Genomic DNA, 25,615 nt, shown 5'->3' on the forward strand with positions numbered 1-25,615 from the left:
TCCCTTCCCGAACTCAGAAGTGAAACCTCTTAGCGCTGATGGTAGTGTGGGGTTACCCATGTGAGAGTAAGTCATCGCCAGCTCATTATTCCAAAATCCCCCTCCGCTAAGGCAGAGGGGGATTTTTTTGTGCGTGGAATTTTAGATAAGATATTTAACATATCTATATCTCAAAGTTGATCAGATTCTTCTGAGACAGAGAATTCCTGTTAATTTGTTTGACCTATTGGGATCTCTGTAAAACTAGCGCTATAAGAGTTTACAAGCTGATCTTATAAACCTTACAAAATAAAAAACCAGCGATTCGCTGGTTTTTTATTGCAGACTATTTTAGCTGAATATATATATCATGGCTGAGATTAATAGGTTGTAGGTATACTTTCATGGTAAAAACTTTAATGGACACAATTAGCGATTACTATTTACCAAATATTAAATAAAATAGCCTAAGTATGGTTAAATTAATTCTCTTTATTCAGTCATTAGAGAGAGTCTTTTAGCATTTTTTTATGCTGTTTTACTTGGTTGGCATAACGTTTACCTTGTTTACGCATTTTACGATTATTTTCATAACCTGACGGACCTACATTATAATAGGCAAGCGCTTTCTTCCAGTCACCGGATGATTGATTATATTTAGAAAGAATATATGTACCACATTGGATATTACTGCTTTCATTGTATAAATCACCAGGGCAGGTTTGTTGCCAATATCTTGGAATCACTTGCATCAAGCCTACCGCACCTGCTGGCGAAGTTGCTTGGCTACGATAAGTAGATTCCTGATGAATCACAGCCGCCACTAGGAGCGGATCTACACCTTGATTTTGTGCATGTTGAACAATTAAAGGTGAAACACGATTAGCTGTATTGGATGGGGTGGAGTAAGCAGTTTGAATGCCTTTAGATAATTTAGCTGCGCGCTTTTCTACCGAGCCTCCGCCTAAGGATGAACAACCCGCAAAAAGAAAAGTGCTCAATAAAATAGAGGAAAATTTAAAAGATTGAGAATGAAATAGTGAACGTTTAGATTTAATTGGATTGAATAAATGAGAAACAAACAAACTGTGAATTCCATGCCTGAATAAACGTATTTCGATGTTAGGCAGCCTATATACAAGAGTCAAGCTTGCTGCTGATGAAAGCACTTTATTAATGTACAAACTTTATCTATCTACTAAAAAATCTCTAAGTTGAAAGATTTTTCAGCATCCAGATTTCACAGGCTTCACTATGTCCGGTATTGCCTTGAGGATGATCAAGATGCTGAAAACCTAATTTTTCATAGAGTTTCACCGCTTGCCAAAGCACTTTAGTTGTTTCTAGATAGACTGACTTAATCTGATGAGCCTGTGCGAATTCAAAAAATAATTCTAAAATTTTCTTGGCAAAACCCTGCTGACGAATTTCAGGTAAAAAGTACATTTTCTGAATTTCTAAAATAGTTGCATCACCTTTTAATAGCGCAATTCCACCACCACCGTAAATTTTATTTTGTTGATCCACAACAATCCAGTAAGCTGATTTCGTTTGCTGATAAACTTGATACAGTTCATCTAAAATAGAATCGCCTACCGCGAAACCAGATTCTGCTGCCAGTCCAAACTCTTGGGAAACACGACGAATAATGCTTGCAATTTGAGCATTATCTTCAGGCTGAATGGGACGAATATAGTACATATTGGTCTGATTTTATTTTGAAAAAACGATGAATTTTTATAACCTTAAATCCTTAAAAAATCGATCGTTTAATCAACTTAAGTAAGCTTAATTCGTTATTTAATGAGCAATCATTATTTTAATTCGCTCGATGATTTCCCTAATTCCCGACGGGCAATAATCAGTTGCTGAATTTGCTGGGTGCCTTCAAAAATATCCAGAATCTTGGAATCACGTGCCCATTTTTCCAAAAGTTCAGTTTCGTTATAACCAGTGGCTGCTGCAAGTTCGACACATTTTAAGGTAATTTCATTACCAATCCGACCGGCCTTGGCTTTGGCAATAGATGCTTCACGTGAATTTGGTTTGTGATTATCGGCCATCCAGGCGGCTTTCAGCATCAGCAAGCGTGCTGCTTCCCATTCAGCTTCCATATGATAGATTTGTGCTGCGATATTAGAGCTTTGTAAATACGGTGTGGCATAAGTGGAGTCCAGCTGATCCTTAAAAATCTCCTTGATGCGTTCCAGCGAGGCTTTCGCACAACCAATCGCCATGGCGGCGACCAGCGGGCGAGTATTATCAAAGGTTTCCATCACGCCAGCAAAGCCTTTAGCAACATCGATTTCTGCATGACCGAGCAGGTTTGCTGCAGGTACTCGACAGTTGATAAAGCTAATCGTGGCAGTATCGGATGATTTAATCCCTAATTTATGTTCCAGTCGTTCAACCTTCATTCCTGGAGTACCTTTGGTCACCACAAATGATTTAATGGCTGATCGTCCCAGCTTTTTATCCAGAGTGGCCCAAACGACCACTGCATCAGCACGATCTCCGGATGTTACAAAAATCTTCTCACCATTCAGAATATAGTCATCACCGTCTTTAGTCGCAGTGGTACGAATCGCCGCAGAGTCTGAACCACAGCCTGACTCGGTAATCGCCATGGCTGCCCAAGTCCCGTGAAAACGCTGTAATTGTTCCTTATTGGCAACGGCTGCAATGGCTGAGTTTCCTAATCCTTGACGTGGCATCGAAAGTAATAAACCAGTATCGCCATAACACATTTCAATAATGCTCAGGGCGGTAGACATATTAATGCCATTTTTATTGCTGCTGTCTGCATCGCCACGTTTATTGACTGCTGCACCTGCATTCATGCCTTCACTACCTTGGTTCATGCCATCCACGACTGAAGCGAGCATGTCTAGCTCTATCGGATAAGCGTGTTCAGCCTTGTCATATTTACGTGAAATAGGGCGCAAAACATTGAGGGCAACTTCATGTGCTTGATCAATCAAAAGCTTGAATTTTTTTGGAGTTTGTAGATTCATTATTGTTCTTCTTTATGTTTTGATCAGGCATGCAAGCCAGAATGGAGAATGGCAGTGGCTCTCAGGTCTCTATACCAGCGTTCTACCGGATGTTCTTTGGTGAAACCATGACCACCCAAAATCTGTACACCATCGGTGCCGATTTTCATGGATTTTTCTGCGCAGAGCAGACGGGCCAGATAGGCTTCACGATGAAAGTTTTGTCCCGATTCAGCCAGACTAGCGGCATTCAAGATCAACACTTGCATTGCGTCAATTTCAATGGCCATATCGGCAATCATAAAGGCGACACTCTGACGATGGGAAATCGGTTCGCCAAAAGCGATACGTTCATTGGCGTATTGCACACAATATTTCTTAATGGCTTCACAGGTACCTACTGCCATTGCACACCACATCAAATTGCCCAAATCTACGAATGCACGATAATCAAAATCTTCATCTCCCAGACGCTGTGCTGGAGTATTTTCAAATTTGAGCGTGACTGTTTCTGTTGCCTTTAAACCCATAGCAGGCGACTTTTTCGCAGTGATGGTGCTGTCGCGTTGCACCACAAAGACCTCAGCTCTGCCATCCAGATCAGCACTGACCAGATACAGATCGGCACTTTCTCCCAAGAGCACTAAGGTCTTTTCACCCCGAATCAGATAATGTCCCTGATGTGCAACAGCCTTGGTTTTAAGTTGCTCCGGGTTAAACGCTGCTGTTTCTTCCTGCACCGCAAAGGTAGCCTTTAATTCAGGATTTTCTGCGAAAGTGCCCAGATATTCTGCCTGAATTTGCTCTGAGCCCCAGCGGGTAATGGCGTTAATGACACTAAAAGTCGAAAGTAAGCCAGCGGTCAGGCTGAAATCTCCTTGTGCCAAATGTTGAGCGATTAAAATATTGCTGACAATATCCTGTTCTGATGCAACGCCCCCCAATGCTTCAGGCAGGGCATAGAAATTCAGACCTAAATCAGTGCTGTATTGCCAGAGTTCATGGGGAAATAATTCATGCTGATCTGCATCATGCGCCAAGGGATACAGCACCTCTTGGGCAAATTGCTGCATGGCATCACAGGTCATTTGCTGTTCTTCAGTCAGGTTTAGATCAAATAAGGATTTAGACTGATGCGGCAGACGCTGTTTTTGAATCTTCTGGCCAGATTTCAGGATTTTCTGGGTTTGACTCAGGGTTTTGAATCCTACTTTTGAACTTTGATAAAGTGATTTTTCTACAAATTTCCGAAGCTTTAACTGGTCTAATACTTCGCTACCCGCGATTTTTGTCAGTAGGGATAAGCCAAATCCTTGGGCTTTATTCACCATATTATTCATTCTGATTATCCTAAAGGTGTTGTCACGTTATTTTTTTTAATACTGACATGCACTCAGAGATAAAACCATGTCATCCCTGACACGAATGATTGACAATTTTTAGGTTTCGGGGATTGAAGAAATGGAGGAATAAATTAATGAAAAATAAAAGAAAGATAAAAATATAAAAAATCGAATATGTCTAAAAATTGACCCGAATGACAAAATCATCCGGGTCTTTTTGATGCAGGTTTTATTTTAAGAGAGATGATGTTTAATCATGGCACGCACATTGGTTTTGGCATCAATTACGGTCATAAAAGTATAGGCACCAATAAATTTACGGCTAATAAACATAAATTCTTTGGGTGGAACACTGAAATAACGTGAAGCCATAGATCTCGACGCCTGTTGCATCACACGGCTATGCAGCTGGCTTTTTTTCCAGTCATAGCGATTATGTTCATCCATGATGCCGGCTGGCAATTCCTGATTATTTAGCGGTGAACTAAACGCTTCGGTGGCCAGTAAAAAGACTTTGGCCATATCCGGTTTGATGCTTTGCGGAATCGAATCAAAAAACTCATAACCGGTCATCGCCTTGACCATCATATCCGAGTCATGATGATAGCCTGCCTGAATCAGGTTACGCGCAACACTGAGCAGATGCTGGTCAAACTGACGGATCGCGCCAAAGTCGAGCAGAATGATCTTGTCGTGCACATCTGTACCATTGCCCAGACGAACCAGATAATTACCAAAGTTCGGATCGGTTTGCATCTCGCCCCATTCGAAAATTTCACGTATTGCAATTTCCAGAGAGGCTTCCCCTAACTGGTTGCGGCGTTCTTGGGGCAGGGACAACATCACCGGGCTGTTGATCGGCACACCACGTTCAAAGGTCATGCACAGCACACGATCAGAGCAATATTCATTAATAATGGTCGGGACGATATAGCGAGGATCATCTTTTAAACGGGCAGCAAAACGACGCGTGGTATCTGCTTCAATCTGATAATTTACTTCACGATGCATCATCTCACGGACTTCATCGAACCATTGGTCGAATTCGCGGGTCTGCGGTACGATACGGGTCAATTTCAGCATGTTTTTAAACAGGCTCATATCCGAATCAATGGCTTCTGCCACACCCGGATACTGAATTTTTAACACCAGTTCCATGCCATCAGATTTTCGGGTAGCGCGATGTACCTGTGCCAAAGAAGCTGTGCCCAAAGGTTCATGATCAATGGTGAGATCGTCGAGTTTTGAACCGAGTTGTTGCTGTAACTGGGCCTTGATGGCTGGCCATGCCAATGCCACCGTCTGATTGTTCAGGGTATTTAGAGCTTGAGTGACTTCTTCTGGCAGAAAATGCTCACCGTACAGCGCCATCATCTGGCCAATTTTAACGATAGACCCTTTCAGCTTGCCAATTTCTGCTACCAGATAATCGGCCTGTTCTTTCATGGCTTTTTTACGTTTTTTTTCTTTTTCTTCTTCGCTTGAGAACATGGAGCTTGCACTAGAAGCCGCCCAACGCGTGCCTGCCAGCAAGGATGCCTTTGCGATCGATAAGCGTCGATCCATAGAGGAGGTTTTCAGTTGTTTAAGCTTATCGTTCTGATCTGACATGTAAACTCGATCCTTTCATCATCAGCATGAAGCAGAATAAATCATTGTAAGGGATAGTAGCGTTTCTGCACGTATTAAAAAAGTTTAAGCCGCTGAATTCATAGTAAAAGCTAGGCAAGCTTTCATTTATTCACCAACTTGTATCAGTTTAGACAGGGCATTATGCCATTTGAAATTGGATTTTTAATTCGGATCGTTGTTGTAACTGTTGTTTATTTGTTTGAATATGTTGATGAATCAGGCGCTGTACGCTGTCATGCATGAAGCCCAAAGCATAGCCTTTTACAATCACAATACTTGGCAAGCCAAAAAACAGATATTTAGCATCGTCCAATGTCGCATTGGTAAATACGCCATGTTGCATTAAGGTCGACTGCAAAAATACCTTTTCTTGCTGCACCTGACTGGAGGCTTTATCATTCCAGTAATTCTGGCGCATCGCCATAAGATTATTGTGCTTATAGCTCATAGATCTGGGCTCATTTGAAGATTGAATGCGGATTATATGTGGGTCATGTGCCAATTTTCAATTGTGCAACTGTTTAATCTTTCATTCCGAGAAAGGCATAGGATTTTTGTCTGGACTGCGTTAATATCAGTGGATAATTTAAACAATATTGATTGTTAAACATTTATTGGGATTGTACCGGTTTCGGTCAAGGGGAAGTTATGCGTCTTGCATGGTTTTTAGTTGCAATTTTTGCGGGTACTGCGGTTCAGACACAGGCTGCTGTTGGGTATTCCAAGGAATATACACAGTGCATGAATTTTAGTTATGGTAATACACCCAAAGCGGAAAAATGCCTGGAAAAAGAGCTGAAAGTTCACAATAAACGTCTGAAGAAAAACTATAAAACTTATCTTAAATTGAATCCGAACCAGACCGCCGCCATTCGCAGTCAGCATGTATTGTGGGAGCGTAAACTGTCCCAGCAATGTAACTTTAGAATGTCAGGAAAATATGCCAAGCAGCAACAGGGTCAATGTATGCTGGCTTTGATCATGGATCAGGCTAATCTTTATCAATCTCGTTCTTATGCGTCCGGTTTTCGATAAGTCGTCATACCATTAACATGGATATTTAACAAAAACACCTCTGAATAAAGTAAACATTTATCTGCATAATCGCTCACAAAAACAGGAGTTTTATAATTTTTGTGAGCGTAGAGAATTCGTGTTTTTCATGCTTTTAGCATTATAAAAGCAGGCAAAACAAGGTATCATAAGGCGTTTAAAAAAATGACCTTGGAGACGCCTTAAGTGGATCGACCGACTATTAGCCCTGAACATATGCAGGAAGCCGCTGAAAATTTAACCACCATTCGTGATTTTATTCGTTTTGGTGTGACAGCATTACGTCAATACGATGCACATTTGGGCCAAGGCACAGAAGATTATTTTGCTGAAAGTTCAGCGCTAGTGCTGCAAACCCTGTCGCTAGAATGGAAAGCGGACGCTGAAATTTTAGATGCCAAATTATTACCAAGTGAAAAAGCCGAATTTTTAAGTCTGCTGGAACGCCGTATTAATGAAAAAGTACCAACTTCATATTTATTGAACCTGGCTTACTTCGACGGTAAACCTTATTACGTTGATGAGCGCGTGCTAATCCCTCGTTCACCGATTGCTGAACTGATTCAGAACCGTTTTGCCCCGTATTTCCTGGGCGAACATGGTCAAATGGGTGAGGCAGTCAACAACTTGCCGGAAAACCCGAATCCAAAGACGCCTCAACGTATTCTAGATATGTGTACCGGTTCAGGCTGTATCGCGATTGCCTTGGCTTATGCTTTCCCTGAAGCGGAAGTGGATGCGACTGATATTTCCAAAGAAGCCTTAGAAGTTGCGCAAATCAATACTGAGCATCATGACAAGCAATATCAGATCGCTTTGCTTGAATCAGATCTGTTTGAAAAAATTCCAGCCGAAAATCAATACGATTTAATCGTATCTAATCCGCCGTATGTCGATGCGGAAGATATGGCGGATTTGCCTGAGGAATTCCATCATGAGCCTGAGCTTGCGCTTGCTGCAGGTCAGGATGGTCTGGATCTGGTACGTAAAATGCTGGCTCAAGCTGCAGATTATCTGACTGAGAATGGCCTGATCGTGATCGAAGTGGGTAACTCAGAATGGGCAATGCGCCAAAACTTCAATTCGGTTGATTTCTACTGGTTGCAATTCCAGAAAGGTGGTACTGGTATCTTTGCATTGACTGCAGAGCAATGCCGTACCTACCGTGATTTATTTATTCAGTCTATTGCATAAGGAGTCGTTTGACATGGCAGGTAATAGTATAGGGCAACTGTTCCGTGTAACGACTTGTGGTGAATCTCATGGTGTTGGCCTGATGGCCATCATCGATGGGGTTCCACCCGGCATTGAGCTGACTGAAGCTGATTTGCAAAAGGATCTGGACCGCCGTAAGCCGGGTACATCGAAATTTGCAACCCAGCGTAAAGAACCCGATGAAGTAGAAATTATTTCCGGTGTGTTTGAGGGTAAAACCACGGGTACTTCAATTGGTTTGTTAATTCGTAATACGGATCAAAAATCGAAAGACTACGGCAATATCGCACAAACTTTCCGCCCGGGTCATGCTGACTATACCTATACCCAAAAGTATGGTTTCCGTGACTACCGTGGCGGTGGTCGTTCAAGCGCACGCGAAACCGCAATGCGTGTTGCAGCGGGTGCCATTGCCAAGAAATTCCTTTTCGAGAAATTTGGCATTGAGATTCGTGGTCATGTAACCCAGATCGGTACTGAAAAAGCAGAGAAACTGGACTGGAACGAAGTTCCAAACAATCCGTTTTTCTGTGGCGATGTGGATGCAGTACCGCGTTTTGAAGCGCTGGTGACGTCTTTGCGTGAGCAAGGCACCAGTTGTGGCGCTAAACTTGAGATCATTGCATCTAAAGTGCCAGTGGGTTGGGGCGAGCCAGTCTTTGATCGTCTAGATGCTGACATTGCGCATGCCATGATGTCGATTAATGCCGTTAAAGGTGTCGAAATCGGTGATGGTTTTGGTGTCGCTGAACAGTTTGGTCATGAAAGCCGTGATGAACTCACCACAGAAGGCTTCCTGGCCAATCATGCTGGCGGTATTTTAGGTGGTATTTCTAGCGGTCAAGACATCCGTGTTGCGATTGCGTTGAAACCGACTGCATCTATCACCACGCCAGGTAAAACCATCAATATTGATCGTGAAGATACTGATGTGTTGACCAAAGGTCGTCATGATCCTTGCGTAGGTGTGCGTGCAACCCCGATTGCTGAAGCGATGCTGGCGATTGTGCTGATGGATCACTTCATGCGTCACCGTGCGCAAAATGCCGATGTTGTTGCGCCATTTGCACCGATTGAACCTAAATAATTTGCTTTAACTTTAAAGTGAAATTGTTTTAAAGTCAGACTCCGGTCTGACTTTTTTTATTTATAAAATGAATCACTATAAAAATATACGATTGGCGAGCAAGGCTGATGTTCAGCAACTTACTATGCTGATTAATACAGCTTATCGTACTCGGGGTGGATGGACCACAGAAGAAGGAATGATCCAGGGTGATCGTATTCAAGAAAAACAGTTATATGACTTGCTCAATTTAGAAAATTTTCAGCTCTTTGTGTTGGAAATTGATAATAAGCTTCTTGGTTGTATTGGCGTGAGCTTAGGACAGCAAGTAGCAGAGATTGAAAGCTTTGCTGTTGCACCTGCTGAGCAAAACTCGGGTTATGGCAAGCAATTATTGGACTTTGCCGAATCCCATATTTTCAAAATATTTAAAAAGAAAGTGATTCAGATGTCAGTATTAAATGTCCGTATTGAACTGCTGGCATATTATCAGCGCCGTGGCTATCAGCTGACCGAAAAGATTGAAGCATATCCACTGGGTCAAAATGTCGGAGAACCGTTGATTCCGTTACATTTGCTGATTTTAGAAAAAATCAGCAAATCAATATGATTAGTTGATGAAAATTCAAGCTTTTTACTGCTTAAATTGAGTAGTGGGAAAGCTCCTGAACATGCTAAGTTTTCTGTTCAGTCTAAGTGACTTAAGATTAGGCAGAAAACAGACCAGGATGTCATATGCTGCATATTATTTTAACTTCTTTATTTCCTCTCATCGGACTGATCAGCTTTGGCTATTTACTTAAGCGCAGGCAATGGTTGAGTGATGATTTTTGGCGAGGCGCAGAAAAGTTAAATTATTATGCACTGTTTCCGGTGATGCTGTTTTTAAATCTGGCCACTGCCAAGATTCAAATGGATGTCATTCAGGATGTAGTACTGGTCGTATTTAGCATCATGGCTGTGGTCAGTATTGCGCTGTATATCTTGCGCCAAATTTACCGAATTTCCTATGCGCGTTTCGGCGTCTATGTTCAAGGTTTACTGCGCTTTAATACCTATATTGGCCTTGCTGCTGTCAGCGCCTTATTTCAGCAGCAGGGTATGACTATTTTCGCTGTGATCATGGTGCTGTGTATTCCTTTGGTGAATATCTTGTCAGTGCTGGCATTTACCCGTAGCCACGATATGCAGCTGAAAAAAATCGTCCTGGATTTGTCTAAAAATCCATTAATTTTAGGCTGTATAGTGGGTGGTTTATTTAATCTTTCCGGTTTGTCACTCTGGACTGGAACAGAGCAGTTCCTTAAACAGATTGCACTGTGCAGTTTGCCGCTCGGTTTGATGTGTGTGGGAGCAGCCTTACAGTTTCAGGGTTTTCAGCGTGATGTATTGCCACTCAGCCTGATAACCTTTGGTCGCCTGTTCGGAATGCCGCTGATTGCATTTTTAGTGTGTAAAATTTTCCAGATTGATGCATTAACTACTCAGGTATTGGTCTTGTTCTTTGCACTTCCTACCGCCTCAGCTTTGTATGTCTTAACCCGGGTGTATGGTGGCGATAGTGAGTTAATGGCTAGTATTATCAGTGTACAAACAGTGGTCGCAGCAGGAAGCTTAGTACTGATGCTTTCTTGGATTATCTAAAATTCTAGAATAAATGATAAAAGTCTAAATTTTGCTTTGGATGACATATACTTTGAATTATTAAAATAGCCTAAGCAAATGTTGAGTTCTATTTAAGCGCCAAAATTAAATAAGTTCTGGAATTTTATAAAGGGTAGAACTTACTCGTTTTACTTACGGCAGCAAAATCTAAAAATTTAATATCTAGGCAATATCCTCTATCACACATGTATACTGTTAATTAAAAAAAAGAATCATGGATAAATTCACGTGAATTAACATAAATAAAAACTGTGTTTCTCCTAAAAATGGTATATAAATTGCTCATGATAATAAAACATTATTGCAGGAGAGAAATGCTTCTGCATTCGCCGAAGGAGCAAGTTCCCAGGAAACTCTCAGGCAAAAGGACTGTGATAATGGATAAAAACTCTGGAGAGAAGTGTTCAATCACTCACCGAAGGGGAAGGTGGCCGCATTGATGTGCAATGTATCTACCGAAGCTCTCAGGTACACATGACAGATGGGAAAAGACATCAATACAATCAAGGAGGTGTCTATGCGTCATGTCGTGGTGATTGGGGCCGGTATTACCGGAGTAACCACAGCTTATGAGCTGGCACAATCAGGCTATCAAGTGACTGTGGTTGATCGGCATCTTTATCCGGCAATGGAAACATCCTTTGCCAATGGCGGCCAGCTTTCTGCCTGTAATGCCGAAGTATGGAACCAGAAAGCCACGGTACTCAAAGGCATCAAATGGATGTCACAAAAAACCGCACCACTTTTGCTCAATCCTTCTTTCAGTGTGCATAAATACAGCTGGCTCATGGAATTTCTGGGCAATATCAAACATTATGAAGCCAATACCCGAGAGACTGTACGGCTGGCTTTACTGGCAAGAGCACGCTTATTTGAAATTGCCGAAACAGAAAATATTGATTTCAATTTAGAAAAACGTGGAATTTTACATTTTTATCATAACAAGACAGATTATGATGTTGCGATCAAAGTCAATGATCTGTTGTGTAGCGGTGGTCTGGAGCGCAATGCCATTTCCAATGCAGAAATCAAGCAGATCGAACCTGCATTAACTGGCGATTATTATGCAGGATTTTACTGTCAGAGCGATGCCACCGGGGATATTCATAAATTTAGTACCGGTTTGGCCAAAACCTGTATGCAAAAAGGCGTGAAATTTGAGTTTGGTCAAGATGTTTTTGTTGTTGATCATCAGGCTCAGAATATTCGGGTTAAATGCAAACCTAGTACTGAAAATGTCCATTCCTCTCCAGAGGATGTTCTGGAAATTAATGCAGATGCCATTGTGGTCTGTGCAGGGGTTGGCAGCTATCAATTGGCTGAAATACTTGGTGAACGAGTCAATGTCTATCCAGTCAAAGGCTACTCGATTACCGTGCAACTGAATGATGAGCAGAGCCAGAACAACGCACCTTGGGTCAGTCTGCTAGATGAAAGTGCGAAAATTGTCTTGTCACGCCTAGGCAAGGATCGTTTGCGTGTTGCAGGAACAGCCGAGTTTAATGGCTATAACCGGGATATTCGTGCTGACCGAATTCAACCTTTAATTGACTGGACCAATCGTAATTTTGACCTGTGTACTGAGCATGTTGTTCCGTGGGCAGGCTTACGCCCCATGATGCCAAATATGATGCCTGTGGTACGCCGTGGCAAACATGAGCGGGTCTTTTACAATACCGGACATGGTCATCTGGGCTGGACTTTATCAGCTGCAACGGCTGCGATGATTAGTCAGGAAATTGCGCAATACTATCCAGCTTAAATTGATAGCCCGCTTGCGGGCTATTTTTTACATCAAAGATATCATTTTATATAACAATAAATTTTAATATTTTTAAATTAAATCAATCATATAGTCGATAAATACCGGTAAATCGTTCACAGCCTTTCTGCTGGCTACTGACCGCTAAAATGGCTTTACTATAGTTAAACTCATAGCGGCAGTCATTTTCATTATCGGTGATCTGGTTTTTTGTCTCAGGCGTGGTATAGGCTAAAAAAGGAACGGTCTGCTTCTCGGTCCGGTTATTTGGATTACGATATGCCAGGCCTTCAATCTTGATCCGGTCTTTGGTCAGTTGATGAATCTTGAGATGCACGGGCTGCTTGGCGATTTGTCCCTGTTCAAACTTAATATAATGCTGGGTCAGACTTTGATTCAGTGAAATATAGACATTTAAATCATCTAAACGCCATTCAAACTGCTGTTTAAAACAGTCTAGCGTTTTGCATTGCTGTAAGCGGGTCGCCCATAGTTGTTGGCTATCTTGTAATAAACGCACAGGTGCATCAGTAATCAGAAAAGCAGTAAAGTATTGGTCTGTGAGTTTTTCACGAGATTCAGCCAGCGATGCTGAGCAGACTTTATTCATGGCAGCCGTTTTTTTGCTGTCATCGCTACAATCCATTGTGATCGCTGAGCTACCCGTAGAAATCGTCCCCAGACCGAGCATCAGGCCAATTATTTTCAACATATTTATATCAGTTTTCAGTAGCATGATCGCTTATACTTTCACTGTGTTACGCTTGGTCTAACTATAGCGAAATAGAAAGCAAGTGTACAAGATTTCAATGGGCTATTTCTAAAGGATGTATAAGGTGATCGCACAAATTCGTATTGGCCAGGGGCTGGATGTGCATGCATTTGAAGAAGGTGATTTTGTCACTCTGGCAGGCATTCAAATTCCGCATACTCACGGTCTGAAAGCACATTCGGATGGTGATGTAGTGCTGCATGCACTCTGTGATGCTTTGTTGGGTGCTTTGGCGCTCGGAGATATTGGCCAGCATTTCCCAGATACAGATCCTGAGTTTAAAGGTGCAGATAGTCGGGTATTACTCAAGCATGTTTATCAGCTAATTCTGGATCGTGGTTATCACCTGAATAATGCCGATATTACCGTGGCCTGTGAACGTCCAAAACTGGCGAAACACAATTTGGCCATGCGTCAAAGTATTGCAGATGTCTTGGATATTGATGTGACTCAAATCAGTATTAAAGCCACCACCACTGAACAGTTAGGTTTTACCGGTCGTCAGGAAGGCATTATGTCGATGGCAACCGTGTTATTGAGCCATAGTAAATAAAATCAGGCAAAATAATTTGGATTAATTAAGGAAAGTTCCAGTTCCTGCGTTGCTTTACGGCCTTGTAACTGTAGGGCAACTGCATGCATTAAACCAGTCCAGGTTTCATTTGGTTCCCAGATCTGATGCAAGTATTCTTGTGCTGTAGGTAGATCCATATCCATATAGTACTGACGATATAAGTACATCAGACAGCTGACATGGTAGTTTTGCGAACAATGTACCCAGACCATTTGCTCTTTTACCAGATGATCGATCAGATCCAGTACCAGCAGGCATTGATTGTCTGAAGGGGTTTCCCAGGAAATCGGAACCTGAATATAGTTCAGTCCCAGCTCAAGGCAAATTTTATCTTCATGCGGCAGATACTGTTCGCTATCGGTCAACGCCACATTGATGACTGTAGATACACCGTATTCTTTCATCAGCTGTAATTGGGTAGTGGTCGGTTGACCGGAGCTAAACAGATGTTCGTGTATGAACTGAAAATTCTCAATCTGGCTTAATGCCGTTTCAATATCATTCATCAGATAAATTTTCCTTGTTCTAGAAATGCAAACGCCATCTTGGCGATGGCGTTGGTCAGATCATTTAACGATTAGGTAAAATGTCTTTCAATGCCTCATGCATGTCGAGTAAAACTTTTTCAGTCGTTTCCCAGTCGATACAGCCATCCGTAACGGATTGACCGTATTCCATATCATTCAGGTTCGCCGGAATGTCCTGACGACCACCCTTAAGATGACTTTCTACCATAATACCAACAATTGACTTGTTTCCATCAAGAATTTGTTCGGAAATGTTTTTAAGTACAAGTGGTTGCAGGTACGGGTCTTTGTTAGAGTTGGCGTGGCTGGCATCAATCATGATCTTGGTGCTGACTTTGGCCTTGGCTAGAGCAGCTTCTGCATCGGCAACCGAGCCTGCATCGTAGTTCGGCTTGCCATTACCGCCACGCAGTACCACGTGAGCATAAGGATTGCCTGAAGTGCGAATCACAGCCACCTGGCCTTGATCATTCAGACCGAGGAAGCTGTGACCATGTTTCACAGATTGCATCGCATTGGTCGCGACCGTTAAACCGCCATCAGTACCATTTTTAAAGCCGACTGGTGAAGAAAGACCAGAAGACATTTCACGATGGGTCTGGCTTTCTGTGGTACGTGCACCAATTGCTGACCATGAAATCAGGTCTTGGTAATACTGTGGCGAGTTTGGATCAAGTGCTTCAGTGGCACATGGCAAGCCCATTTCATTCAGTTCAAGTAATAGCTTGCGACCGATACGCAGACCTTTTTCAATATTGAATGAATCATTCATGTCTGGGTCATTGATCAGGCCTTTCCAGCCTACGGTAGTCCGTGGTTTTTCAAAATAAACCCGCATCACGATGTATAAGCTGTCTTTAACTTTTTCGCTCAGTACTTTTAAGCGTTCAGCATATTCATGCGCCGCCGCCGGATCATGGATAGAACAAGGGCCAATTACAACGAACAGGCGTTTGTCTTCACCATCCAGAATTTTACGAATCGTTTCACGACCATGCAGTACGGTTTGATAAGCAGTTTCAGTCAACGGTAACTCTGCTTTAAGCTCAGCAGGGGTTACAAGAGGAATCATGCTGTGGATATTCACGTCATCAATATCTGATGCTGAAATAGGATTTGACTGTTGTGTATTCATTGCCGTCACTGGTTCGATCATACAAAAGGTTGTTTAATAGCCCGAATATAACATGAATGATGCGTCACTTTGTTATAAAAAAGATGAATACTTCTTTGAAAAAAAAGTGATGAATCGGATAGTTAACTTAAACGGACGGGGAATTTTGGCTCACAATTATCATTGCTGTTTCAGCAGGTTGAGCCGGTTTTGATTTCACAGGATTAATCATGAAATTCACACCCAGCGCAAACAGGGTAATGCCTAAAATTTTGCGGATCAGTTTTTCTGGCATACGTGAACTGAGTAAAGTGCCGACAATAATCGCTGGAATAGATCCCACCAATAACCACATGAGCAGCATGAAATCGACATTGCCTGAAGACATATGACCCAGCCCTGCAACCAGGGTCAGTAACACTGCATGCACAACATCTGAGCCAATGATACGAATCATCGGCAGATTCGGGAACATCACTACAAGTGCCATGATGCCAAATGCGCCGGCACCCACTGAAGAGAGCGTGACAAATATGCCCAAGATAATGCCCATGATGATAATGGCTACGCGCTTTTCCTTGGCTTGCAGCTTTACTTTTTCCAGATCTTGGGTCATATCCGGTAGTTCTTGTTTTCTGTATTTATTAAAAAGATTTTCGATCTGGCTACGAAACAGAATGGATAAGCCGGTAATGGTTAGCATAAAGCCCAATACCATGGTCAGGACGGCCTTGTAATGCGTTGATTGGCTCAGATAGTTATCAAGAACCCAATGTGTTGCAAAAGATGCGGGAATACTGCCAACGGCCAGCCAGATCACAATCGGCCAGACAATATTCATTTTCTTGGCATGCACAAACGAGCCACAGAATTTAGAAATCGCGGCATAGAGCAGGTCAGTACCAATCGCGATATGCGGTTCAATCCGGAATAAACTGATAAGAATTGGCGTCATTAATGAACCACCACCCACACCGGTGACACCTACACAAAAACCTACCAGAACGCCTGCTAAAATAAATTCAATCGGACCAAACATGCATATATGCCAAAATCAAAAAACGAGCATATCTTATGACTTTTGGATATAAGTCGTTGTCTTGATTATTGATTTACTTATGCATAAAAAAGATAAAGCTAGGTGAAGAATATTAGCTGATCTTTCATGTTTATTCACTGGAGTATGTATAAAGTGCGAATATGATGATTGATTTTAACTGCCCGATTTAACCCATTTTTGTCTAATTTAATGTAGCTGTAAATGTCGATTTAATTCTTGTTATGCAAGCTCGATCATTGACTAAGTCATTCTAAACGGTGAGTTTCTTAAAATGAGAAGATGCTTAAGCTTCTTCCGGAATAGCCACAGGATTATGTTAGAATCCAGATTCAATAAATTTCCATGCGGATCTGAGAGGAAACCCACTTGCTAAATCGAAAACTTAAAATTGGAATCGTGGTCGGTGAAGTTTCTGGAGATACGCTTGGCGCAAAATTGATTCGCCGTTTTCGTGAGCAAGGCATTGATGCTGAATTTGAAGGTATCGGTGGTCCACAAATGATCGCGGAAGGTTTTAAAAGTTATTATCCGATGGATATTCTGTCGGTGATGGGCATTGTCGAAGTTTTAAAAGATATTAAAAAACTGTTTGCTGTGCGGGATGGTCTGGTGGAAACCTGGACTAAAGATCCGGTCGATATTTTTATCGGGATTGATGCGCCTGATTTTAACCTGCGTTTGTCAAAAACCATTAAACAAAAACAGTTACCGATTAAAACCGTGCAATACGTCAGTCCTTCGGTCTGGGCATGGCGTCAAGGCCGTATACATGGCATTAAAGCCAGTATTGATCTGGTGCTGTGCCTGTTTCCATTTGAAAAAGCGTTCTTTAAAAAATGGGATGTTCCTGCAGCTTTTGTCGGACATCCGCTCGCTAGCCAATTGCCGCTTGAAAATCCAATTCTGGAGGCTCAGACAGAATTAGGCCTAGACCCAGATCAGAAATATATTGCATTATTACCGGGAAGCCGCCGTGGCGAGATTGAGCGTTTGGGACCTTTGGTTCTGGATGCAGCTAATACTCTGCATCAAAAATATCCGGATTATACCTTTCTGATTCCTGCGATTAATGATGCACGCAAGCAGCAAATCGAAAGTTTACTGGCCACTTATCCTGAGAGCTTAAAAACCCAAATTCGCTTGATGGAAAATACCAGCGCTGAATCCAAAATTGGCCGTCAGGTCATGAATGCATCCAATATTATTGCACTGGCGTCTGGAACTGCAACGCTTGAAGCGATGTTGCTGCACCGTCCGATGGTGACTTTTTATAAATTGCACTGGCTGACCTATCGAATTGCCAAATTACTGGTAAAAATCCCATATTTTTCATTACCAAATATAATTGCTGGCAAAAAAGTGATTCAAGAACTCATCCAATCCGCTGCTACACCTGAAAATCTGGCAGCTGAAATTGAAAAACTGATGGATATTGAAGCAGCGCAGATTCAGGTTATGCAGCATATCACCATGCACAAGCAGCTACTTTCTGGCAATAGCGAAGATCCGGTCACAGCAGTATTGGCATTAGTCCAGTAATTTTAGTCTGGTAATAAAGACTGGTTCTTCTGACAATTCAGCCGGTATTGGGTCGGCGTCTGTTCAAACTGTTTTTTAAAACTTTGACTAAACGCCGTCTCGGATGAATAACCAACCAGATAAGCGATCTGCTGGATACCAAATCCACTATTTCTCAAATATTGCGCTGCCAGACGCAGGCGGTGCTGTTGCAGATAGGCAAGGGGCGGTTCACCGACAATCTGGGTAAATAACTGGGCGAATTTGGAACGTGACATATGACATTGTTCGGCCAGACTTTCTACAGTCCAGAATTGTTCAGGTTTGCCATGAATCACTGCCAGTGCATTGGATAGTTCCGGATGCGAGAGCGCATTTAGCCAGCTCGAGGCATTTTCCAGGTTTAAAATATAATCACGTACGCATTCAATCAGTAAAATACTGACCAGATGATCCAGAATCTTGTCACGTCCGGGACGAAGCTGCTGGGTTTCCAGTGCCAGAAACTGCAAGCCAACCTGTAACCATTCTGGCGCCGTATCACCCAGAATATGTTGAATATGCAGGTATTTAGGTAATGCACTCAAAAGAGGTTTGGCCATCTGGATATCCAAGCTAGAACGAATAGCCAGTATGAAACTATGCTCCGCCGAATTTTCCCGATTGAGATCAACACATTGCTGTGCATTGCTCTGAAAATAAGGATTAATCGCATGGTGCTCAGAAAAATCGGCATTGTCTGGGCAGGAAACATGATGGGAGGAACCTGCGGGTAATAGCACCAGATCACCTTGTTGCAGCTCCAGTCGATCACCATTCATGAACTTTAATTGCGCCTGTCCTTGTAACAGGATATAGGCCAGCATAAAGGGTTCATGTTGATAGTCAAAGCCGCCCGGATGAAATACATTCAGATAAAGATATTCCGATTTTTCCAGATGAATATCATCAAAAATTTTACTTAAAGCATCCATGCCTAACTCTATTCTTCTGTTTTATTTCATTTAATTGACTATAAATTTTTTAACTTTGTGATTTTAGGCCAGAATTTGGCAGCATGTGCCAAAGACGCTGACATAGCTTTTCTGGACGTTGAATACTGTTCGCTACTGCTGAAATAATCAACTATAAGTGCAGAGTAACATAAAAAAGGAAGGTCGCAATGAATGCCCCTGCACAAATCCAGAAAGCGCAGTTTACGCAGGAAGCGTCGGCACTAAAAGGTGTCAAGCTGGATAAAAAACGTTTTGGCTGGTTGCTCAGCCCAGGTCTGCCTGTGATCGGAATGGGAATTCTGGCCGGTTATCATTTTGGTCCCAAAGCCACTCAAAAAATCTTTGCCATGGGCGGACTATTATTACTGCATGTCATCATTCCGACTCTGGATGCCCTGATTGGCGATGATGCCAATAACCCAAATGATGAGCAGATCAAGGCACTGGTTAACGATCCTTATTATGACCGCATTGTAAAAGCATTTATTCCCTTGCAAATGGCAGCCAATGCCTTTGCCGGTTATGTCGTAAGCCGGCCAAATGTGTCTTTGCTGGATCAGGTACTGCTTGGAGTTTCTATGGGTGCGATTAATGGTGTGGGGGTGAATACCGCACATGAACTCAGCCATCGTCCCCAGAAAAAAGACCATTACTGGTCTCATGCCAGCCTGATGCCTTTGGGCTATAACCATTTCCGGATCGAACATCCTTATGGACACCATAAACGGGTGGCGACACCAGAAGATCCGGCATCTTCAAAAATGGGTGAATCTTTTTACCGTTTCTGGCCACGTACCGTAATAGGCGGATTAAAATCTGCAATCCAGATTGAAAAAAGACGGCTCGAGCGTAAGGGACTGAAATTCTTTAATCAGGAAAATGAGCTGTTTCATGGTTGGGCCATGAGTGCCGGCTATCATGCCTTGATGCTAAAGGCGTATGGCAAGAAAATTATTCCTTATACACTGACACAGGCATTTTATGGCGTTAGCCTGTTTGAGATTGTGAATTATATCGAGCACTACGGACTGAAACGTGGACAGAAAGCGGATGGCAGTTATGAGCGAACCTTGCCGGAACATAGCTGGAATAACAACAATATCGTAACTAATCTGTTTTTGTATCAGTTACAACGGCATTCTGATCATCATGCTTTTCCAAGCCGTCCATTTCAGGCGTTGCGGCATTTTGATGAAGCGCCAGAATTACCCAGCGGTTATGCAACCATGCTGATTCCAGCCTTGATTCCACCTTTATGGTACAAAATCATGGATCAGCGGGTATATCAGCATTATCAGGGCGATCTGACGAAAGCTAACATTTTGCCTTCCAAACGTGCCAAACTTTTTAAAAAGTTTGATGTGCAAGAATCCGCAGCTTGATGATTCAAAAAATAAAATGCGCCTAATACAGATAATGCTGATCAGTTAAGGAGTTTAGAAATAAACTCCTTAATTTTTAGCGGAGCCTTATTGTTTTAAATCAAAATTTTGCAGCTCATTTGTTACTTTGGTTTCGCCCAAAGTAACCAAAGGCATTTTTCATCCGCAAAACTCGTCAGCCCCTATCAACTAACAAATTTATCGCAGAAACAATCATTTTTTAATGTAGTCCGGCCTCAAACAGTTGCGGATGACTTTTCTACATATCAAATACAGCCATGAATCTAAAAAAGAAAATGCCAGTCAATTTTGTAAGTGACTGGCATTACCTAATACAGGCGCATTTTTTGATAAATTCTGTCTAGAACCAGTCGCTTTGCATATTCAGGCAAGTATCATCCATATTCATCAATAATTTGGCCTGATGCTCAATTTCAGGGAGTTCCCAGCGAATAAAATATTGAGCTGCTTGAATTTTCCCTGCCAGAAAAGTCTGATCTTCTGCCTGCGAAGATGTGCCAAACTTGAGTTGAGCTTGATTCGCCATTTCTAGCCAGAGCCAAGATAGAATAGTTTTGCCCATCATATCCAGATACAATCCTGAATTGGCCAAAGCGTCACTGACTTTTCCTTGATGTAAGGCCTGGCCTAAAACCTGAGTAGTTTTTTGTACAGTCGCCAGATGCTGTTTGTAGATCTCTGCGAGTTCCACTATCTTAGGTTCATGAGTCTCTGACAAGGTCTTCTGGATGCGCTGCATGAGCAGATTTAGCCCTTTGCCATTATGCTGCCAGAGTTTACGTCCCAGCAGATCCAGAGATTGAATACCGTAAGTGCCTTCATGAATCGGATTGAGTCGGTTATCACGATAACATTGCTCCACCGGATATTCACGGGTATAACCCGCGCCGCCCAAGACCTGAATGGCCAGATCATTGGCTTTCGGACCATAGGCAGAAGGGAAAGATTTGACCACCGGGGTAATGAGATCAAGCAGAATTGCACTATCTTCATCTTGAGCTGCCTGAAGTTCATCAATTAATCGGGCTGCAAATAAGCAAAGTGCCAGCGAACCTTCTACATATGACTTTTGCGCCAGTAGCATGCGTTTGACATCGGTATGTTCAATGATATTCACTGGTTTCGAGTCAGGTGTTTTTTCATGAACTGGCCGGCCTTGCGGACGGTTTTTAGCATAATCCAGAGATTCCAGATAGCCACGATAACCAATCATGGCTGCGCCCAGACCGACACCCACACGTGCTTCATTCATCATCTTGAACATATATTTTAAGCCATGACCGGGTTCACCAATTAAATAGCCTAAGCAATTATCATTTTCTCCAAAGCTTAAAACTGTAGATGTAGTACCTCGATAGCCCATTTTGTGCAGTAAGCCAGCCAGCTGTACATCATTAGTTTCACCGAGTGAACCATCCTCGTTGGTTTTGAATTTTGGTACGATAAACAGGGAAATTCCTTTCACGCCTTGCGGCGCATCCTGAATCCGCGCCAAGACCAGATGCACAATATTTTCGGTAATGTCCTGATCGCCACCCGAAATAAACATTTTCTGGCCTTTAATTTTATAAATTCCATTTCCCTGAGGAATGGCTTTAGTGGTCAGATCGCCCAAAGAGGAACCTACATTCGGCTCTGTCATGGCCATGGTGCCAGCAAAGCGGCCACTCAACATATGCGGTAGGAATATTTGCTTTTGTTTTGGGGAGGCAAAAGCCTGTATCAGGTTCGCCGCAGCGGCCGTTAGAAAAGAATAAGCCACGGTGGACGGATTGGCCGACATAAAATACGCATTGCAGGCCATATTCACCAAAGTGGGCAGTTGCATGCCACCATCTGCATAATCATGCTGGGCGCAAAGCAGGCCGGCATCGGCAAACTGTTGCCAGGCTGTCTTCACTTCATCAATGGTTTTGACCTGTTTGCCATCAAAGTTCGGTTCTTGTTGATCAGCTTTGGCATTATGCGGTGCAAAATAATCAGTCGCGATACCTTTTGCCGTTTCCAGAATACTGTCGAAAGTATTTTTGTCATGATCCTGATAGCGTTGCAGTTTAGTCAGCGCTTCAAGTTTGAATACGTCATAAAGCTGGAAATGCAGATCTTTATCATTAATCAGTTGGGTCACGGTACTATCCTGAATGTGCAATCCTTGAGATAGCATCAAGACTAGCAGTTGCTTTTATTGAGCAGGATTGTCAATAATGACATGAATCGGGTGAAAAGTGACAATTAGTAAAGTATGCAACAGGTGGTGATTTTAGGCTTTCATGGGGCTCTGGCTTCGGCCATTACGGGTGTGGTCGATTTATTTACAATGGCTGGCGTAAGCTGGAACCGGATCCAGCAGCAGGACGTACAGCGCCTGTTTAAGGTGAGTATCGCCAGTCCGGAGGGACATCCGATTCGGTGTATCAATGGGCTGCAGTTGCAGGCACATTTTTCTTATCAAGAGATTCAAACTGCAGATATTCTGGTGGTACCGACCATCGCTGCACCGATTCAGGATGTATTGCAACAGAATCCAGAACTGATTCATTTTTTAAAATCTGCACATGCAGAGGCGACTTTAATTGCAGGAAACTGTACGGGGAATTTTTTTCTGGCAGAAGCAGGCATTTTAGATGACCGGATTGCAACAACACATTGGGGTTTTCAGGAAGTGTTTCGTTCACGCTATCCTAAGGTGAAACTGAATGCCGATCTGATGATTAGCCGGGATCAGAATATCTATTGTGCAGGTGGAGGCCTGGCCTGGTTTGACCTAGGTTTGCATCTGATTGAGCGCTTGTATGGCTTTGAGGTGGCCATGCAATCGGCTAAATCTTTCGTAATTGATTACCGCCGTGATAGCCAGTTGTCTTATTCATTGCTGAATATTGGCCAGCCGCACCATGATGAACTGGTACAAAAAATCCAGAACTGGCTAGAGCAGCATTTTCATGAAGATTTTAGTTTGAACCAGCTGGCAGAGCAGTTTAATGTGACTGGCCGAACCCTGATTCGACGCTTTAAACAAGCCTTAGACATACCGCCCAATCAATATCTACAAGCGATCCGGATTGAAGCCGCACGTAAACGACTGGAAGAAACCGATCAAGCTGTGGATGTGATTATGCAAAATGTCGGCTATCAGGATCCAAGTTCATTCCGCCGTTTATTTCATAAAAAAACCGGTCTGACGCCGTTGGAATATCGGCGCCGGTTTAGTCGGCGCTTTTAAAAGCTTTTAATGAGAAGGTTGTACTTTTCCTGCTTTACGGCCATGCAGAAGGTAATACCAGGCCAGACAGCTTAGGGTGAGCAGCGCCGAGAACAGATAAAGCTGGCGATAACCAATCTGGTCCAGCAGCATACCCAGGAAATACGGGCCAAAACCAAGACCGGCATCCAGGGCAATAAAGAAGGTTGAGGTTGCTAGACCCATACGCTGCAATGTTGTACTTTTCACCGCAATGGTTTGACACACCGACTGGATATTCCCAAAACCAAAACCGAGTAACGCTGCACTAGAGAGTAACATCACAGAGTTTTGTGCTTGGCTTAAAAGCAAAATCCCTAATGCCATAATCACAATGGCAGGATAGATAATGATATTTTCGCCTTTACGGTCCATGAGCGGGCCGGTAAAAGGACGCGAAAGCAAAATGGCAAAAGCATACATCAGGAAGAAAAAAGATGCTGCTTCGACCAGATTAATTTCTTTGGCATAAAAGTGAATAAACGACAATATGCCTGAATAAGAAGTAGCCACCAGCAGTACAATCAGTGCAATCGGTAGCGCATTCGGTTCAATATATTGGGCTAGTTTGCTGGTGCTTTGCGAAGTAGAATCTGCCGACGAATGACTTGCCTTAAGGCGTGGTGGCTGGATAAATAGCCCACAGATCAGGCAGCTGAGCGCAACAATACTGGTAAAGATGAAAATTACCTGATAATTAAAATTTGTCATCAGCCAGATTCCGACAAAGGGACCAATCGCTGTGCCAAGGGTGCTGCTCATGCTGAAATATCCAATTCCTTCACCACGCCGTGTGGCAGGAATGGTCTGTGCAATCACTGTACCCAGTACAGTAGAAGCCATACCCATCATAAAGCCATGTATCAGACGGATGCCCAGTAAAACTTCCAGCTTGGCCGGAATCATATACAGTCCGGAAAAGAGCAGAAAGCCAGTCAGGCCAATGACAAGCGTATTTTTCAAACCCAGCCGATTCAGTAATTTTCCGATCAATAATCGTCCAAATAACGTACCCACAATAAACAGACCGGATACCAGACCGGCTTGAGCAGTCGACGCACCTAACTCAGCAACCGAGTAGCCGACAATCACAATCACCAGCAAGTAGAACACCAGAACCAACTGGAAATTCACCAGACTGATCAGGATAAAATTGGGCGTCCATAAAGGCGTTTCTTGTTCTTGACTCATTGAGGTCTGTCCTGAGATGAGGAATGTAACTGCTGAATGAGTTGCATTAAGGTATTTTTACTGCCTTCAAGATCATCTGATTCAATGTGCTCAAGCAACTGATCTTCAAATGCATCGATCTGTTTGGAACACATCGCAAAGGTCTCAATTCCTTGCTCACTCAACTTGAACAGCTTTTGACGTTTGTCTTCAGTTTCGAGTTGGGCAATCAGATCGAGTTCAACCAGTTGCTGAATCCGCTTAGTAATACCGGGCTTGGATACATTGAGATAACTGGAAATATCTACCAGCGTGCATTGTTGCTTTGACTGGATGACGTATAACACCTGCCATAAGGAATAATTTAATTGAGATGACAACAAGATCGTATTGATCTCATCGCTCATCAGTCGTGCGCAGCGTAATAACAGCGTACGAAGTCGGGGAGATTCGGAAAACATATGGTTAGTTAACCTGGGTAACTAAATTTACGCCTAATTTACGCCTGTTTTATCCAAAGCTCAAGAGAAGAC

24 protein-coding genes, 1 rRNA gene and 1 riboswitch are annotated in these 25,615 nt (G+C 42.8%); of the genes, 11 read left to right on the forward strand and 14 right to left on the reverse strand.

Annotated features, from left to right (window positions below; genetic code table 11):
- Positions 1–83 (forward strand): 5S ribosomal RNA (gene rrf / locus NI464_RS10335); the annotation flags it as partial.
- Positions 84–482: 399 nt separating this feature from the next.
- Here the strand turns inward: rrf and NI464_RS10340 are convergent.
- From NI464_RS10340 to NI464_RS10365, 6 genes are all read right to left on the reverse strand, one after another.
- Entirely contained in the window at positions 483–1,064 is a 582-nt protein-coding gene (locus NI464_RS10340) for a lytic transglycosylase domain-containing protein (RefSeq protein WP_253138317.1), read from the reverse strand.
- Between the two features lie 124 nt (positions 1,065–1,188).
- Entirely contained in the window at positions 1,189–1,680 is a 492-nt protein-coding gene (locus tag NI464_RS10345; RefSeq protein ID WP_253138319.1) for a GNAT family N-acetyltransferase, read from the reverse strand.
- Between the two features lie 113 nt (positions 1,681–1,793).
- Positions 1,794–2,993 carry an acyl-CoA dehydrogenase family protein gene (locus NI464_RS10350; protein ID WP_253138320.1) on the reverse strand — a complete coding sequence of 400 codons (1,200 nt, stop codon included), beginning with the start codon at positions 2,991–2,993 and terminating at the stop codon, positions 1,794–1,796.
- A 23-nt stretch (positions 2,994–3,016) separates the two neighbouring features.
- On the reverse strand, positions 3,017–4,303 hold the full coding sequence (locus tag NI464_RS10355; RefSeq protein WP_253138349.1) for an acyl-CoA dehydrogenase family protein: 1,287 nt from the start codon (positions 4,301–4,303) through the stop codon (positions 3,017–3,019).
- 246 nt (positions 4,304–4,549) lie between these two features.
- Positions 4,550–5,926: an ABC1 kinase family protein gene (locus NI464_RS10360; RefSeq protein WP_005266254.1), complete on the reverse strand. Its 1,377-nt coding sequence runs from the start codon at positions 5,924–5,926 to the stop codon at positions 4,550–4,552.
- Positions 5,927–6,086: 160 nt separating this feature from the next.
- Positions 6,087–6,395: a hypothetical protein gene (locus NI464_RS10365; protein WP_004647105.1), complete on the reverse strand. Its 309-nt coding sequence runs from the start codon at positions 6,393–6,395 to the stop codon at positions 6,087–6,089.
- 200 nt (positions 6,396–6,595) lie between these two features.
- Between NI464_RS10365 and NI464_RS10370 the strand changes: the two genes are divergently transcribed.
- From NI464_RS10370 to NI464_RS10395, 6 genes are all read left to right on the forward strand, one after another.
- A complete protein-coding gene (locus NI464_RS10370) occupies positions 6,596–6,982 on the forward strand; it encodes a lysozyme inhibitor LprI family protein (RefSeq protein ID WP_005266256.1) in 387 nt (128 codons plus the stop codon).
- A gap of 204 nt (positions 6,983–7,186) precedes the next feature.
- The gene (prmB, locus tag NI464_RS10375) at positions 7,187–8,194 is read left to right on the forward strand and encodes a 50S ribosomal protein L3 N(5)-glutamine methyltransferase (RefSeq protein WP_005246127.1); all 1,008 of its coding nucleotides are present in this window, start codon (positions 7,187–7,189) and stop codon (positions 8,192–8,194) included.
- Between the two features lie 13 nt (positions 8,195–8,207).
- Positions 8,208–9,302, forward strand: coding sequence for a chorismate synthase (gene aroC, locus NI464_RS10380; RefSeq protein WP_005106805.1), 1,095 nt, complete (start codon positions 8,208–8,210; stop codon positions 9,300–9,302).
- A gap of 67 nt (positions 9,303–9,369) precedes the next feature.
- A complete protein-coding gene (locus NI464_RS10385) occupies positions 9,370–9,891 on the forward strand; it encodes a GNAT family N-acetyltransferase (protein ID WP_005266260.1) in 522 nt (173 codons plus the stop codon).
- Between the two features lie 125 nt (positions 9,892–10,016).
- Positions 10,017–10,925, forward strand: a complete 909-nt coding sequence (locus NI464_RS10390; RefSeq protein WP_253138322.1) for an AEC family transporter — start codon at positions 10,017–10,019, stop codon at positions 10,923–10,925.
- A 315-nt stretch (positions 10,926–11,240) separates the two neighbouring features.
- Positions 11,241–11,328, forward strand: a riboswitch (glycine riboswitch).
- A 135-nt stretch (positions 11,329–11,463) separates the two neighbouring features.
- Complete coding sequence (locus tag NI464_RS10395) at positions 11,464–12,708, forward strand: D-amino acid dehydrogenase (protein WP_253138324.1); 1,245 nt, start codon at positions 11,464–11,466, stop codon at positions 12,706–12,708.
- Between the two features lie 82 nt (positions 12,709–12,790).
- Here NI464_RS10395 and NI464_RS10400 read toward each other — a convergent pair whose 3' ends face one another.
- Positions 12,791–13,444 carry an A1S_1983 family putative colistin resistance protein gene (locus NI464_RS10400; protein WP_005266266.1) on the reverse strand — a complete coding sequence of 218 codons (654 nt, stop codon included), beginning with the start codon at positions 13,442–13,444 and terminating at the stop codon, positions 12,791–12,793.
- A 100-nt stretch (positions 13,445–13,544) separates the two neighbouring features.
- Here NI464_RS10400 and ispF point away from each other — a divergent pair, with 100 nt between their 5' ends.
- Positions 13,545–14,033 (forward strand): 2-C-methyl-D-erythritol 2,4-cyclodiphosphate synthase, encoded by a 489-nt coding sequence (gene ispF / locus NI464_RS10405; RefSeq protein WP_005266267.1) that lies wholly within the window; start codon positions 13,545–13,547, stop codon positions 14,031–14,033.
- Positions 14,034–14,035: 2 nt separating this feature from the next.
- On the opposite strand, the gene NI464_RS10410 is transcribed toward ispF, so the two are convergent.
- From NI464_RS10410 to NI464_RS10420, 3 genes are all read right to left on the reverse strand, one after another.
- Complete coding sequence (locus tag NI464_RS10410; protein WP_005251987.1) at positions 14,036–14,560, reverse strand: protein tyrosine phosphatase family protein; 525 nt, start codon at positions 14,558–14,560, stop codon at positions 14,036–14,038.
- 64 nt (positions 14,561–14,624) lie between these two features.
- Positions 14,625–15,716 (reverse strand): 3-deoxy-7-phosphoheptulonate synthase, encoded by a 1,092-nt coding sequence (locus NI464_RS10415; protein WP_174766804.1) that lies wholly within the window; start codon positions 15,714–15,716, stop codon positions 14,625–14,627.
- A 127-nt stretch (positions 15,717–15,843) separates the two neighbouring features.
- Positions 15,844–16,734 carry a sulfite exporter TauE/SafE family protein gene (locus NI464_RS10420; RefSeq protein WP_005266268.1) on the reverse strand — a complete coding sequence of 297 codons (891 nt, stop codon included), beginning with the start codon at positions 16,732–16,734 and terminating at the stop codon, positions 15,844–15,846.
- A 387-nt stretch (positions 16,735–17,121) separates the two neighbouring features.
- Here NI464_RS10420 and lpxB point away from each other — a divergent pair, with 387 nt between their 5' ends.
- Positions 17,122–18,294 carry a lipid-A-disaccharide synthase gene (lpxB, locus tag NI464_RS10425; protein WP_253138326.1) on the forward strand — a complete coding sequence of 391 codons (1,173 nt, stop codon included), beginning with the start codon at positions 17,122–17,124 and terminating at the stop codon, positions 18,292–18,294.
- 2 nt (positions 18,295–18,296) lie between these two features.
- Here the strand turns inward: lpxB and NI464_RS10430 are convergent, their stop codons facing one another.
- A complete protein-coding gene (locus NI464_RS10430; RefSeq protein WP_005266270.1) occupies positions 18,297–19,247 on the reverse strand; it encodes an AraC family transcriptional regulator in 951 nt (316 codons plus the stop codon).
- A gap of 188 nt (positions 19,248–19,435) precedes the next feature.
- Here NI464_RS10430 and NI464_RS10435 point away from each other — a divergent pair, with 188 nt between their 5' ends.
- Positions 19,436–20,650, forward strand: a complete 1,215-nt coding sequence (locus tag NI464_RS10435; RefSeq protein ID WP_005266271.1) for an alkane 1-monooxygenase — start codon at positions 19,436–19,438, stop codon at positions 20,648–20,650.
- A gap of 361 nt (positions 20,651–21,011) precedes the next feature.
- On the opposite strand, the gene NI464_RS10440 is transcribed toward NI464_RS10435, so the two are convergent.
- Entirely contained in the window at positions 21,012–22,835 is a 1,824-nt protein-coding gene (locus NI464_RS10440) for an acyl-CoA dehydrogenase (protein ID WP_253138351.1), read from the reverse strand.
- Between the two features lie 78 nt (positions 22,836–22,913).
- Here NI464_RS10440 and NI464_RS10445 point away from each other — a divergent pair, with 78 nt between their 5' ends.
- Positions 22,914–23,894: a GlxA family transcriptional regulator gene (locus NI464_RS10445; RefSeq protein WP_005246142.1), complete on the forward strand. Its 981-nt coding sequence runs from the start codon at positions 22,914–22,916 to the stop codon at positions 23,892–23,894.
- A gap of 6 nt (positions 23,895–23,900) precedes the next feature.
- Here the strand turns inward: NI464_RS10445 and NI464_RS10450 are convergent, their stop codons facing one another.
- Together NI464_RS10450 and NI464_RS10455 are read right to left on the reverse strand one after the other, a co-directional pair.
- The gene (locus NI464_RS10450) at positions 23,901–25,103 is read right to left on the reverse strand and encodes an MFS transporter (protein WP_253138327.1); all 1,203 of its coding nucleotides are present in this window, start codon (positions 25,101–25,103) and stop codon (positions 23,901–23,903) included.
- On the reverse strand, positions 25,100–25,543 hold the full coding sequence (locus NI464_RS10455) for a MarR family winged helix-turn-helix transcriptional regulator (protein ID WP_191112242.1): 444 nt from the start codon (positions 25,541–25,543) through the stop codon (positions 25,100–25,102). Before NI464_RS10455 ends, NI464_RS10450 begins: the two co-directional genes overlap by 4 nt.
- Positions 25,544–25,615 lie beyond the last annotated feature (72 nt).

Source organism: Acinetobacter lwoffii (genome assembly GCF_024129685.1).
Lineage (GTDB): Bacteria > Pseudomonadota > Gammaproteobacteria > Pseudomonadales > Moraxellaceae > Acinetobacter > Acinetobacter lwoffii_X.

Coding starts and splice junctions, on each gene's coding strand:
- NI464_RS10345 (WP_253138319.1), bottom strand. CDS start 1,680: ATGTACTATATTCGTCCCATTCAGCCTGAAGATAATGCTCAAATTGCA.
- NI464_RS10350 (WP_253138320.1), bottom strand. CDS start 2,993: ATGAATCTACAAACTCCAAAAAAATTCAAGCTTTTGATTGATCAAGCA.
- NI464_RS10355 (WP_253138349.1), bottom strand. CDS start 4,303: ATGGTGAATAAAGCCCAAGGATTTGGCTTATCCCTACTGACAAAAATC.
- NI464_RS10360 (WP_005266254.1), bottom strand. CDS start 5,926: ATGTCAGATCAGAACGATAAGCTTAAACAACTGAAAACCTCCTCTATG.
- NI464_RS10365 (WP_004647105.1), bottom strand. CDS start 6,395: ATGAGCTATAAGCACAATAATCTTATGGCGATGCGCCAGAATTACTGG.
- NI464_RS10370 (WP_005266256.1), top strand. CDS start 6,596: ATGCGTCTTGCATGGTTTTTAGTTGCAATTTTTGCGGGTACTGCGGTT.
- aroC (WP_005106805.1), top strand. CDS start 8,208: ATGGCAGGTAATAGTATAGGGCAACTGTTCCGTGTAACGACTTGTGGT.
- NI464_RS10385 (WP_005266260.1), top strand. CDS start 9,370: ATGAATCACTATAAAAATATACGATTGGCGAGCAAGGCTGATGTTCAG.
- NI464_RS10390 (WP_253138322.1), top strand. CDS start 10,017: ATGCTGCATATTATTTTAACTTCTTTATTTCCTCTCATCGGACTGATC.
- NI464_RS10395 (WP_253138324.1), top strand. CDS start 11,464: ATGCGTCATGTCGTGGTGATTGGGGCCGGTATTACCGGAGTAACCACA.
- NI464_RS10400 (WP_005266266.1), bottom strand. CDS start 13,444: ATGCTACTGAAAACTGATATAAATATGTTGAAAATAATTGGCCTGATG.
- NI464_RS10410 (WP_005251987.1), bottom strand. CDS start 14,560: ATGAATGATATTGAAACGGCATTAAGCCAGATTGAGAATTTTCAGTTC.
- NI464_RS10415 (WP_174766804.1), bottom strand. CDS start 15,716: ATGAATACACAACAGTCAAATCCTATTTCAGCATCAGATATTGATGAC.
- NI464_RS10420 (WP_005266268.1), bottom strand. CDS start 16,734: ATGTTTGGTCCGATTGAATTTATTTTAGCAGGCGTTCTGGTAGGTTTT.
- NI464_RS10430 (WP_005266270.1), bottom strand. CDS start 19,247: ATGGATGCTTTAAGTAAAATTTTTGATGATATTCATCTGGAAAAATCG.
- NI464_RS10435 (WP_005266271.1), top strand. CDS start 19,436: ATGAATGCCCCTGCACAAATCCAGAAAGCGCAGTTTACGCAGGAAGCG.
- NI464_RS10440 (WP_253138351.1), bottom strand. CDS start 22,835: ATGCTATCTCAAGGATTGCACATTCAGGATAGTACCGTGACCCAACTG.
- NI464_RS10445 (WP_005246142.1), top strand. CDS start 22,914: ATGCAACAGGTGGTGATTTTAGGCTTTCATGGGGCTCTGGCTTCGGCC.
- NI464_RS10450 (WP_253138327.1), bottom strand. CDS start 25,103: ATGAGTCAAGAACAAGAAACGCCTTTATGGACGCCCAATTTTATCCTG.
- NI464_RS10455 (WP_191112242.1), bottom strand. CDS start 25,543: ATGTTTTCCGAATCTCCCCGACTTCGTACGCTGTTATTACGCTGCGCA.